Origin of the sequence: Bradyrhizobium sp., from assembly GCF_019244115.1 — a bacterium.
Lineage (GTDB): Bacteria > Pseudomonadota > Alphaproteobacteria > Rhizobiales > Xanthobacteraceae > Bradyrhizobium.
Genome location: NZ_JAFATE010000754.1, coordinates 1 through 12,068 on the forward strand (window position 1 = coordinate 1; position 12,068 = coordinate 12,068).

The window sequence follows — 12,068 nt, forward strand, 5'->3', positions numbered from 1 at the left end:
TTTAGATACGCCCCCGCTTCGGTGATGGAGCGGATTTGACGTTCGCTCAACCATTTCCGCGAGCCCTCGAAGCGAACGCCAATCCGAAGTCCCACCACCATAATCGCTTGCGGGTGGTCCTTCGATTCAAACATTCGCAAACGTGCCCGCGTTGATGGTGCGCGAATGTTGGAACGGACCACCAGCGCGAAGACAGAGATTGCAGAACTCTCTAGAATGCCGTTTGGTGGCGATTGGTTCCCACGGGGAACCGCGTTGCCTGCCAAGAGTTGGGTATGGCTATCGCCCTACGCAACCTCGGGAATCCACTGGATTCCTGACGTCCTTACCTACAAAACCGTGTGCCGAATGAACCTTTCCGCCCAAGCCCGCGATCTCGGGATCCTCACCGAATTTTTCGACGGTCAGGGTCAACGCCACGTCACCGACGAAACGGCATTGAAAATCATCGTCGATGCCTTCCCGAACCGGACACCACGCCACATCATCGAAGGTTCGGTCGTGGTTCGCAGCGGGCGGGCGAGCCAGACCGAACTGAGCAAGGCGGTCAGGCTTCCGCTGGGTTGGGAGATCGCGGGTGGCGGCAAGGTGATTGCCCGGGGGGTGACCAACGAGGGGGTCATCGTCTGGCCGCAGGATCTTCCGGTCGGCTCCTATCGCCTGCGGATGACGGATGCGGCGTCCGCCGATGAAGAGGTGCCACTCCTGGTTGCGCCGGAACGCGCCTTTGGAGGCGAGTTTAATCGGGGCTGGCTCCTGGCCGTTCAGTTGTACGGCGTCAGATCTGCACGCAATTGGGGCATCGGTGATTTTACCGATCTTTCGGCATTGATCGAACTCGCAAGCCGCCTGGGTGCCGATGGTGTCGGCCTCAATCCGCTGCATGCTCTGTTTGATGACCGGCCGACCGATTGCAGCCCCTACTCGCCGAACAGCCGGTTGTTCTTGAACCCGCTCTACATCGATGTCGAGACGATCAGCGACTACCGGCCAGGTCCCGGCAGCGATGATCTCGGGCCGCTGCGGCGCAGTGCGGTCGTAGACTATGCCGGCGTCGCCGCGCTCAAATGGCAAGCGCTGCGCGCGGCCTTCGCGGCGTTCCGTGCCGAACGCGCCCCGGAGCGCCTGCGGGATTTTGCGAATTTCCGCGCCGAAGGCGGCGTGCTGCTGCAGCGTTTCGCCTGTTTCGAGGTGCTGCGGCACCGCTTCAACACGCCGTGGTGGGAATGGCCGCAGGAATGGCGGCGGCCGGACCAGGCGGCTTGCGACCGCCTGCGCGCGGGAGCGGACGCGAATGAGATCGAGTTCGTGGAGTATGTGCAATGGACGGCCGACCGGCAGCTCCGCGCCTGCAAGGCGCAGGCCGACCGGCTCGGCATGAAGGTCGGCCTTTACCTCGATGTGGCCGTCGGCGTGCAGTCCGACGGTTTTGACGCCTGGAACGAGCAGGCCGCGATCTCGCGCTCGCTCGCTGTGGGCGCGCCGCCGGACCCGCTGAACACGGTTGGCCAGAACTGGGGCCTGGCCGGCTTCAACGCCGCCGGTCTCGAACTCCGTTGCTTCGAGCCATTCCGCGACATGCTGCGGGCGTCGATGCGTTACGCCGGCGCGATCCGGCTCGACCACGTGCTGGGATTGAAGCGGCTCTACCTCATTCCGCATGGGTTCCCGGCAAGGAAGGGCGCCTATGTGCAGATGCCCCTGGAGGCGCTGCTCGCGGTCATCGCACAGGAGAGCGTCGCCCATGGCTGCGTTGTCATTGGCGAGGATCTCGGCACCGTACCGCCGGGCTTTCGCGATGACATGGCTGACTGGAACATCTGGTCCTACAAGGTGATGCTGTTCGAGCGCGACGATGATGGCCGTTTCTTCGGCCTCGATCATTATGCGCCGAATGCGCTGATCACCTTCAACACCCACGACCTGTCGACCTATGCCGGCTGGCGGTCCTTCGGCGATCTGAAGCGGAAACGCGGGCTCGGGATCGATCCCGGCGAAACCGATGATGCGCGCTGGCGCGCGCTCGGCATGCTGGACGAAATCCTCAAGGGGCACAGCATCGACAGGCACGATTTCGCTTCGGTGATCGGCTTTCTGGCGCGCACGCCGTCGCGCCTGCTGGCCGTGGCGCTGGAGGATCTGCTTGGCGTAGTCGAGCAGCCCAACATTCCCGGCACCATCGACGAGCACCCGAACTGGCGGCAGCGTCTGCCGGTCGCGCTGGGGGAAATCGAGGCTACGGTCGACGTCGCCGCGCTCAGAGCTGCGACGGCCGAGCGCGCCAAGAACTAAGCGTGTTGAAACACCGTTTCCAGGAAGGGCCAGAATGCCCTGCAGGATCGAGGATTATGGACTGATTGGCGACTGCGAAACCGCAGCTCTGGTCGGCCGAAACGGATCGATCGACTGGCTATGCTGGCCAGCCTTCGATTCCGACGCCTGTTTTGCCGCGATCCTCGGCACGGCGCGGAACGGCCGATGGCTGATCGCCCCAAAGGACGAGACAGCCAGGGTCGCGCGTCGCTACCGGGACAAGACCCTGATCCTGGAAACCCGCTTCGAGACGGCCGACGGCATCGTTGCCGTGATCGATTTCATGCCGCCGCGCGGCGAGGCCTCCGACGTCGTTCGCCTCGTCCGTGGCATCGAGGGCCGGATGGCGATGCGGATGGAGCTCGTGATCCGCTTCGGCTTTGGCTGCGACATTCCCTGGGTCAAGCGAACGGAGGATCGCTCCGCGCTGCTCGCGATCTGCGGACAGGACATGACGGTGCTGCGCACGCCCGTCGAAACCCGGGGGGAAAACATGACCACGGTCGCCGACTTCGAGATCGGGGCCGGCGAAACCATCCCGTTCGTGCTGACCTATGGCCCGTCGCATCTGCCGCTGCCAAAACCGATCGATCCGGCGCGCGCGCTGCAGGAGACCGAGCGGTTCTGGACCGAGTGGAGCGATCGCTGCAACCATGACGGCGACTATCGCGATCTGGTCCTGCGCTCGCTGATCACGCTGAAGGCGCTGACCTATGGGCCGACCGGCGGCATCGTCGCAGCTCCGACCACCTCACTGCCGGAGAAGCTGGGCGGAGCGCGCAACTGGGACTATCGTTTCTGCTGGCTGCGAGACGCCACCTTCACGCTGCTTGCGCTGATGAACTCGGGTTACACCGAAGAAGCCTCCGCCTGGCACAACTGGCTGCTCCGCGCGGTGGCCGGATCGCCTGACAACATGCAGATCATGTACGGCATCATGGGGCAGCGCCGCCTGCTGGAATGGGAGGCGAATTGGCTCCCCGGCTACGAAGGCGCAAAACCGGTCCGAATCGGCAACGCGGCGCATGCGCAAGTGCAGCTCGACGTCTATGGCGAGCTGCTCGACGTATTCCACCAGTCGCGGATGACCAAGCTGAAGCTCGATAACAACACCTGGGCGCTCGAATGCGCGGTGCTCGATCACCTCGCCGAGGTCTGGCAGGAGGCGGATCACGGCATCTGGGAGCGGCGCGGGGCAGGACGGCACTATGTCTTCTCCAAGGTGATGGCCTGGGTCGCCTTCGATCGCGCGCTGAAGAGCGCCGACGCGTTTGGCTTCAAGGCGCCGCGCGATCGCTGGCGAAAACTGTGCAATGCGATCCACCACGATGTCTGCGAAAAGGGTTTTGATCCCGGCCAGAATGCCTTCGTCGAATCCTATGGTTCGAAAATGCTGGACGCGAGCGTGCTGCTGCTGCCGGCCGTCGGCTTCCTTCCGCCGACCGATCCGCGCATCCGCGGCACGGTCCAGGCGATCGAGAAGCACATGATGCGCGATGGTTTTGTGCTGCGGCACGATCCCCGCGAGGTGACGCGGGAGGTGCAGCCGATCGAGGGCGCTTTCCTGGCCTGCAGCCTGTGGCTCGCCGATGCCTATGTACTGGGCGGGGATGCCGAAAAAGCCCAGGCGCTGTTCGATCGCGTGGTCGCGCTCGCCAATGATCTCGGGCTGATTGCCGAAGAGTACGATCCCGGCGCGCGGCGGCAGACCGGTAATTTCCCGCAGGCGCTGACGCACATCGCGCTGATCAATACCGCGCAAAACCTCAGCCGCGCCAAGCATGCCAGTGAGAAACCCGCGATGCAGCGCTCGACGTAGCTCACAAGCTCAGGCGAAAAGGCTTCCAACGTTTTTTCGGTCGTGATGGCGGGCTTGTCGCGGGCATGACGAGTTCGTGGAAGCAGTCGAGCGCATCCCAAGAGCGAACCTGCCGTAGAATCAGTCCACCTCTACTTATGTTCCATCGTCCAGGAGCCGTCCCAGTCGGCTGGGGGTGGCTTGCGCTCGAACACGTCGATGCGTTTGAGGAGCGTGAGCGAAGGTCCGTCGTCCGGGGCGATCTCGAGCGCCGCGCCGAACGCTTTGCGCGCCTCGTCCCACTGCTGCTTCCGGTAGGCAGCGAGACCTCGCGCATAGTGTTCGCGGAGAGTCATCTGCGCCGGCGTCAGCGCGCCCGTCCGTCCCAATATTTCGAACACGGCCTGCGGGCGCGTCTGCCCGAACACGATCAGGCGGTCGACCTCGCGAACCTCGACGGATGCACCTGCCGTCGCGATCGCGCCCTCCGAGACCAGCGAGCGGGTGCCGTATTCCTTGTTCGCCGCCTCCAGGCGTGAGGCCAGATTCACCGCATCGCCCATCACGGTGTAGCTCATCATGAACGCCGAGCCGATGCTGCCGGCCAGCACGTCGCCGGTGGCGACCCCGATCCGGACGTCGCATTGCATCGGGATCGCCCGCACGTCGAGCAGCTCCGGCAGCTCCCTGCGCAGGGTGGCCACGGCGTCGATCATGTCGACCGCGGCGCGGCAGGCGAGCTCGGCCTGTTCGGCGGCTTCGACGAAGGGCGGGCCCCAATAGGCCATGATGGCATCGCCGATATATTTGTCGAGAATGCCCCGATGCACGCGGACCGGGGAGGACATCGTGGTCAGGTAATGATTGATGATCTTGACCAGACCCTGCGGCGTGACGCCCTCGCTGAGCGCCGAAAATCCCCTGAGGTCGCAGAACAGCACCGTCATGACGCAGCGCTGTCCCTGAGTGGTCGAAAGCGCCGGGTTGTCGATCATGCCCTCGACGATTCTTGGATCGAAATAGCGGCCAAACGTCTCCCTGATCTGTTCGTTGCGCCGCAGCCGCTCGACCATCCGGTTGAAGGCGAGCGAGAGCTGGCCGATCTCGTCCGCGGTGGAGACGCTGATCGGGCGGTCGAGGTCGCCGGCTTCGACATGGCGCGTGCCTTCCAGAAGCTGCCGCACCGGCCGCGTAATTCCGCTCGAAACAACAAGCGCGAAGCCGAGTCCAATCGTCGCGGCAAGTGCGGTCACGATCACCGAGATCAGCATGGCCCGGCGCTGATTGCGGATCACGACGGAGCTCGACGCATAGACCTGCTTCAGCATGTCGGCGCGGATGGCGTCGATCCTCTGGGTGAACTCGTCGCGCATCGCATCGACGCGTTCGAGCGTCTCCCTGACCGCGGCAAAATCCTTTGCATCCAGCTGGCGAAGCAACTGGGCTGATTGCTCGCTCAACTGCTTGCGGGCCTCGTCGATCGCGTTCTCGATCCGGTCGTCGATCCGTCCCAGCGCCGCGTTGTCGGATGGCGTCGTCGGGTCGTCGATGATGGCGTTGATGAGTTTCCGGGCCTCCTGTCCCTCCCGTTCGACTTCGGTGTCTGCCTCCCGGTACGCCTTCAGGCGGGCGGCATAGCCCGCTTCGTCGGGCTCCGGCTGCATCTTCGCGATCATCATCCGGCGCAGCGCGATGGCGCGCTCGAGCGACTTGATGTTAGCCCGCGCCAGGTGATCGTAGGCCGGGAAGTACCGGTCATTGAGCTCGTCGAGGAGATGGCCGACCGTTCCCGCCATGAACGCCGAGACGGCGGAGGTGAGCACCATGAGAACGATCAGGCCGACGGCGATGCCGACGATCTTTCGCCTGATCGATGGTCGGAACATCCAGTGCATGGGCGCAAAACGTGTGGCTGTGGGAGCTTGCATCCCCGGAGAATGCAACAATCCCGGCCATTACGCCAACGGATCATCGGGTCTGATAGACAAAGGTCGGCCTGACCAGGACGGGGTTCACGTCTCCCCGCATGCGGGGAGAGGGCGCCGACCGCCAGTGTCGCGGCAGCACAACTCTTCTTCTCTAGCCCGCCGCGCTGCGCTCCAAAATCATGTCGATCGCCTTGGCAAAGCCTTCGTCTTCGTTCGTGGCCGTGACCAGTTTGGCCCGCGCCTTGACTTCGTCATGGGCGTTGCCCATCGCAATCGAGAGACCGCTGGCCGCAAACATTGCGATGTCGTTTGCCATGTCGCCGATGGTCGCGACCGCATCGACGGAAATGCCGAGCCGCTGCGCCATGGTGGCGACGAAGGTGCCCTTGTCACGGCCGGGCGGGGTGATATCGAGATAGTAGTTCTGCGAGCGCACCGCGGTGGCCTGTTCGCCCAGCGCTGCGCGCATGTCGGTCTCGCAGCGCCTGAGCAGCTCGAAATCCGAACTGGCGCCGACGATCTTGCAGGCCCGCGCCACATATGGCGCAAAATCCTTGACGACGGTCGGCTCGGTCCGGATCGCCCGCACCTCGTGCGGCACATACTCGCCCGCGGCATTGCGCGTGAACCAGGTATCGAGCGTGAACAGCCAGATGTCGACGCCATACCGCTCCAGCACCTCGATACTGCGCTCGGCGGCGGCGACCGGGATCAGATGCTGTTCGATCGGGTTCATCTGCGGGTCGACGATCGCGCTGCCGTTGAATGGGCCGATCGGAAGCATGATCGCGAGCGGCTCGATCAGGAAACGCATGCCGATGGTCGGGCGGCTCGAGGTGATGGTGAAGCCGATGCCGGCGGCATGGATCCGGCGTGCCGCCTGCCTGGCGGCCTCAGTGATGGTCTTGTCCTTGGTCAGCAGGGTGCCGTCGACGTCGGAGACGACGAGCGCGATGCGGGTCATGCGGGATTTCCGGTTGAGTGAGGAGTTTCGGCAGGCGCCGGCTGCAATTGATGGACCACCTCGTCCACGATCGCCGCGACCGGCGCATCGATCGATACGGCGATGGCGGCTTCGTCGTCGCTCGGAGGCTGCAGCGTCTGAAACTGGCTGGCCAAAAGTCCGGGCGGCATGAAATGGCCCGTTCGCTGCGCGAGCCGGCGCGCGATCAGGGCCTGGTCGCCCCTGAGATAGATGATCCGGACATCACCTCGCCCGTGGACGAGCACGTCGCGATAGGCGCGCTTCAGCGCGGAGCAGGCGATGACCGCGGGTGAGCGGGCTTCGCAGCCCCGGTCGATCTCATCCGCGATGGCCTTGAGCCACGGCCAGCGATCGTCATCGGTCAGGGGAATGCCGGCGTGCATCTTCGTCACGTTGCTTGCGGGATGGAATTTGTCGCCGTCCTCGAAGCGCCAGGTAAGGCGCTGGGCCAATGCTTCCCCGACCGTGCTCTTGCCTGAACCGGACACCCCCATCACGATCAGCGCGCAGGTCGTCATGGGTCAAGCGTCCGCCATTTGCGGCCATCGCGTTTCATCAGGTCGAACGCCCCCTCCGGTCCCTGGCTGCCCGCCGCATAGAACTCCAGGCCATCGGCGCCGGCTTTCTTCCAGGCGTCCAGGAAAGGCTGCACCGCCCGCCAGCCGGCTTCGACGCCATCGGCGCGCTGGAACAAGATGTTGTCGCCGATCATGCAGTCATAGATCAGCGTCTCATAGCCGGTCGAGGGCTCGGCCTTGAAATAGTCCTTGTAGCGAAACTTCATCTCGACCCCGCTCGCCATCACGGCCGGGCCGGGGACTTTTGTGTTGAACTGCAGCGTGATGCCTTCGTTGGGCGCGATGCCGACCACGAGATAGTTCTCCGCGAGTTTTTCCACCGGCGTGCAGGCGAACATCGAGAGCGGCGCCTGACGGAATTTTATGGCCACCTCGGTGCGCTTGTGCCCGAGCGCCTTGCCGGTGCGCAGATAAAACGGCACGCCGGCCCAGCGCCAATTGTCGATGGTCAGTTTCAGCGCGGCAAAGGTTTCGGTGATGCTGTCCGGCCCGACATCATTGATGCGGCGGTAGTCGATGATCTCTTCGCCATCGACGCTACCCGCGGTGTATTGGCCGCGCACGGAATTTCTCAGCGCCTCGGCCGCGGTCGGAACCTGGATCGCCTGGAGCACTTCGGCCTTTTCCGTGCGTACGGTGTGGGCATCAAAGCGCGCCGGCGGCTCCATCGCGACCAGCGACAATAGCTGAAACAGATGGTTCGGCACCATGTCGCGCAGCGCGCCGGTCTGGTCATAGAAGTTGCCGCGATGGCCGACGCCGAGGTTCTCGTCCACCATGATCTGCACGTGATCGATGTGATGCCGGTTCCAGATCGGCTCGAACATGCCGTTGGCAAAGCGCAGCACCAGAATGTTCTGCACCGTTTCCTTGCCGAGGTAATGATCGATCCGGTAGATCTGATGCTCGTCCAGGATCTTGAGCAGCTTTGCATTCAGCGCCTCAGCGGATGCAAGATCGGTTCCGAACGGTTTTTCGACCACGAGCCGCCGCCACGCGCGGCCGTCCTCCTTGACGAGGCCGGTGCGGCCGAGTTCGCGCGCGATCGGCGCAAATGCATTGGGCGGAGTGGCGAGATAGAACAGGCGGTTGCCGCCGGTATTCCGCGCGGCTTCGAGCTTTTCGAGTTGCTGCTTCAGCCCCCCGAAGGATTCCGGTTCGGCGGGATCGGCCGCGACGGCAGTGACGCATTCGAGCAGTTTTTCGGCAATGCGGTCGTCCACACGACGGGTCGCGAACTCGTGCAGACCCTTCAAGAAGCCGTCGCGCAAGGCCCGGCTTTCCATCGGCCTGCGGGTCACGCCGACAACACAGAACGGGTCGGGCAGCAGGCCTGACGCAGCGAGGTTGTAGAGCGACGGGATGACGAGGCGGTGGGTGAGGTCGCCTGTGGCGCCAAAAATGACGAAGGCGCAAGCCTCCGGCTTGTGGTGAGCTGGCTGGCCGTCCGGCATCGACATCAGGCCTTCCTGGTGCTGCCTGCCGCATCATGCGGCGGCTCCTTGTGGCCCCCAAACCCCTCGCGCATTGCCGAAAGGATCTTTTCGGCGAAGGTATGATCCTGGCGCGAGCGGAAACGCGCGAACAGCGCGGCAGTCAGCACTTCCGCCGCCACCGCCTCGTCGATGGCGGCATTGACAGTCCAGCGGCCCTCGCCGGAATCCTCGACGAAACCAGAATAGCTTTGCAGCGTCGGATTTTTCGCCAGCGCCGAGGCAGTGAGGTCGAGCAGCCAGGACGGAATCACGCTGCCGCGCCGCCACACTTCTGCGATGTCGGCGAGGTCGAAGTCGAAGCGGTGCCCGGCCGGCAGCGCCTCGCTGCCCGCGTTCTTAAGAATATCAAAGCCTTCGGCATAGGCCTGCATCAGGCCATATTCGATGCCGTTGTGGATCATCTTGACGAAGTGGCCCGCGCCCACGGGACCGGCATGGATGTAGCCCCGCTCGACGCGGGGATCACGGCCCTCGCGCGACGGTGTGGATGGAATCTCCCCGCGGCCGGGCGCGAGCGCCGCAAAAATCGGATCAAGACGCTCGACCACCGCCTTCTCGCCGCCGATCATCATGCAATAACCCCGATCGAGCCCCCAGACGCCGCCGGATGTGCCGACATCGAGATAGTGGATGCCGCGCGGCTGCAGCGCCTTGCCACGCCGCACGTCGTCCTGCCAGAACGCATTGCCGCCGTCGATGATGACGTCATCCGCCTGCATCAGCGTCGACAGGGTTTCGATCGTTGCTTCCGTGATCTTGCCCGCCGGGAGCATCACCCAGGCGGTGCGTGGTTTGTCGAGCTTGGCTGTAAACTCTTCCAGCGTCGCTGCGCCAACCGCGCCTTCGGCGACAAGCGCCGCAACGGACTTCGGATCCTTGTCATAGACCACAGCCGAATGTCCGCTCTTTAGCAGGCGGCGAACGATGTTGCCGCCCATCCGCCCCAGGCCGATCATGCCGAGCTGCATGTTCTTGTCCCTGTTCTCAGTTCAGAGCTTCGGAGATCGCGTCATCCAGCAGCTTCAGTCCGGATTTCAGGCTGCCTTTCAGATGCACCCGCAGGGCGCGGCGGCCGCGTTCGGTGAGCACGTCGAAATCGCCGCGCGCCTGCGCCGCCTTGATGACGCCAAAGCTCGCTTCCTGTCCGGGGATCGGAAGGTCGCTTGCATCGTCGGCGGTGATCTGCAGGAAGACGCCTTCGTCCGGACCGCCCTTGTAGGCCTGGCCGGTCGAATGCAGGAAGCGCGGGCCGAACTGCGCGCAAGTGGCGAGATGACGCTGGTCGCGAACTGCAAGCCGAACGGCCTGCAGCGTATCCATATGCGCAGCGTTGTGCTCGACATAGGCCAGCAGCGCGACATAGTCGCCCTCTTCGGCGCGGGCGAGGTGGGCCTTCAGCCAGGACGCCAGGCTGCCATCGGCGCCCTTCTCTCGCAGTGCCGCCACATTGGCGTCGTCGGTGTAAAGATCGGCCTCCGGCGTGGAGAGGGCAGGCGTCTCCGTCGGCAGCGCGCCGGTCTTTTCAAAGGCGGCCGTCAGTTCGCGCGTCTTGATTTTTGCCGATTCGACGTCGGGCTGGTCGAACGGGTTGATGCCGAGAACGCTGCCCGCCACGGCGGTTGCGATCTCGAAGCGGAAAAACTCCTGTCCGATGTGGTCGGCCGATTTCATCACGATCCGGACCACGGGATGGCCGGCCTGCTCCAGCGCGGCGAGCTTGTCATCATGTTCGGCATCGGACTCGTCCTCGGTCCTGATGTCGATGAAGAAGCGATCGCTTCCGTACACCGAGGCCGCGCCCAGCGGTTCGCCGTCGATCGGGATCAATCCCTTGCCTTCCTTGCCGGTGGATTCGGCAATCAGCTGCTCCGCCCAGGCACCGAAATCGGCGATAGCGGCCGACGACAGGATAGTCACCTTGTCGCGGCCTTCGAGCCCAGCGAGCCCGATCGCGAGGCCAAGCTTGACGCCGGGATTTTCCGCAGGCGGCACGTCCGCGCCGCAGGAGCGCGCCATGGCGCGCGCGTGCTGGATCAGGCTCCGCACGCTGATCCCTGCGGTCGCCGCCGGCACCAGGCCGAACGGCGACAGCACCGAGTAGCGGCCGCCGATCGTGGGGTCGCCGTAGAATACGCGCGCATAGCCGAGCTCTTTTGCGGCTTTCTCCAGCGAGGAGCCGGGATCGGTCACGGCAATGAAGCGGTGGCCGGCCTTGTCGCCTCCGATCGCTTCACTGACGCGCGCGAAGAAATAGTCCTTCATCGCGTTCGGTTCGGTGGTGCCGCCCGACTTCGAGGAGACGATGAACAGCGTGCGGGCGATGTCGATCTTCTCTTCCAGGTGGCGCACCTGGGCTGGGTCCGTCGAGTCGAGCACGTGCAGTTTCGGAAAGCCGGATTTTTTTGCAAAGGTCCGCGCCAGCACCTCCGGGCCGAGGCTCGATCCGCCCATGCCGAGCACGACCGCGTCGGAAAATTTCTGGCCCTTCACCCGCTTGGCGAAATCCTCGTAGTCGGCGATATCGGCCGCCTCTGGGCTGGTCAGCCAGCCGAGCCATCTATCTTCGTCCTGTCCGGTCCACACCGAATTGTCGCGCTGCCAGAGCCTGCGCACCTTGGCCGAGGCGCGCCATTCCTCGGCGGCCTTGTCGACGGCCTTGCCGATGTCGTCCGCGAGCGCCATCTGCTGGCGGTCGAGGCCGGTGCCCAGCACGGCCGCGCGCTTGTGGGCGACCGCGCCCAAAAGCTTGTCGGCGGCATCGGCGAACAGTTTGACGCCATCCTCGACGAGGTCGGCGGTGATCTCGTCGAGCGAGATGCCGGCCTGTTCGAGTTCGGCCAGCGTATGCTCGGCGTCGTGGATGTTTTCCTCGAGGCTGTTGCGCAGGCGGCCATGGTCGCGAAACGCCTCGAGTGTCGCCGGCGGCATGGTGTTGACGGTGTCCGGCCCGATCAACTCCTCGACATAGAG

General features: G+C 64.3%; 8 protein-coding genes. 2 read left to right on the forward strand and 6 right to left on the reverse strand.

Annotated elements, in window-relative coordinates:
* Window positions 1–348: 348 nt before the first annotated feature.
* The gene (gene malQ / locus JOZ76_RS32400) at window positions 349–2,292 is read left to right on the forward strand and encodes a 4-alpha-glucanotransferase (protein ID WP_291705463.1); all 1,944 of its coding nucleotides are present in this window, start codon (window positions 349–351) and stop codon (window positions 2,290–2,292) included.
* Between the two features lie 34 nt (window positions 2,293–2,326).
* Window positions 2,327–4,132: a glycoside hydrolase family 15 protein gene (locus JOZ76_RS32405; RefSeq protein ID WP_291705464.1), complete on the forward strand. Its 1,806-nt coding sequence runs from the start codon at window positions 2,327–2,329 to the stop codon at window positions 4,130–4,132.
* A gap of 131 nt (window positions 4,133–4,263) precedes the next feature.
* On the opposite strand, the gene JOZ76_RS32410 is transcribed toward JOZ76_RS32405, so the two are convergent.
* From JOZ76_RS32410 to JOZ76_RS32435, 6 genes are all read right to left on the reverse strand, one after another.
* Window positions 4,264–5,997 (reverse strand): adenylate/guanylate cyclase domain-containing protein, encoded by a 1,734-nt coding sequence (locus tag JOZ76_RS32410; RefSeq protein ID WP_291705465.1) that lies wholly within the window; start codon window positions 5,995–5,997, stop codon window positions 4,264–4,266.
* Window positions 5,998–6,190: 193 nt separating this feature from the next.
* Window positions 6,191–7,003, reverse strand: coding sequence for an HAD family hydrolase (locus JOZ76_RS32415; RefSeq protein ID WP_291705466.1), 813 nt, complete (start codon window positions 7,001–7,003; stop codon window positions 6,191–6,193).
* Window positions 7,000–7,542 (reverse strand): gluconokinase, encoded by a 543-nt coding sequence (locus tag JOZ76_RS32420; protein ID WP_291705467.1) that lies wholly within the window; start codon window positions 7,540–7,542, stop codon window positions 7,000–7,002. The genes JOZ76_RS32415 and JOZ76_RS32420 overlap by 4 nt, the downstream gene beginning before the upstream one ends.
* Window positions 7,539–9,056 (reverse strand): glucose-6-phosphate dehydrogenase, encoded by a 1,518-nt coding sequence (gene zwf, locus JOZ76_RS32425; protein ID WP_441300141.1) that lies wholly within the window; start codon window positions 9,054–9,056, stop codon window positions 7,539–7,541. Before zwf ends, JOZ76_RS32420 begins: the two co-directional genes overlap by 4 nt.
* 5 nt (window positions 9,057–9,061) lie before the next feature.
* The gene (gene gnd, locus JOZ76_RS32430) at window positions 9,062–10,066 is read right to left on the reverse strand and encodes a phosphogluconate dehydrogenase (NAD(+)-dependent, decarboxylating) (protein ID WP_291705469.1); all 1,005 of its coding nucleotides are present in this window, start codon (window positions 10,064–10,066) and stop codon (window positions 9,062–9,064) included.
* 16 nt (window positions 10,067–10,082) lie between these two features.
* A partial coding sequence (locus JOZ76_RS32435) for a bifunctional transaldolase/phosoglucose isomerase (protein ID WP_291705470.1) occupies window positions 10,083–12,068 on the reverse strand: 1,986 nt, incomplete at its 5' end.

What these genes read in the sequence shown, in the direction of transcription:
- malQ (WP_291705463.1), top strand. Translation starts at nt 349, where the DNA reads ATGAACCTTTCCGCCCAAGCCCGCGATCTCGGGATCCTCACCGAATTT.
- JOZ76_RS32405 (WP_291705464.1), top strand. Translation starts at nt 2,327, where the DNA reads ATGCCCTGCAGGATCGAGGATTATGGACTGATTGGCGACTGCGAAACC.
- JOZ76_RS32410 (WP_291705465.1), bottom strand. Translation starts at nt 5,997, where the DNA reads ATGTTCCGACCATCGATCAGGCGAAAGATCGTCGGCATCGCCGTCGGC.
- JOZ76_RS32415 (WP_291705466.1), bottom strand. Translation starts at nt 7,003, where the DNA reads ATGACCCGCATCGCGCTCGTCGTCTCCGACGTCGACGGCACCCTGCTG.
- JOZ76_RS32420 (WP_291705467.1), bottom strand. Translation starts at nt 7,542, where the DNA reads ATGACGACCTGCGCGCTGATCGTGATGGGGGTGTCCGGTTCAGGCAAG.
- zwf (WP_441300141.1), bottom strand. Translation starts at nt 9,056, where the DNA reads ATGCCGGACGGCCAGCCAGCTCACCACAAGCCGGAGGCTTGCGCCTTC.
- gnd (WP_291705469.1), bottom strand. Translation starts at nt 10,066, where the DNA reads ATGCAGCTCGGCATGATCGGCCTGGGGCGGATGGGCGGCAACATCGTT.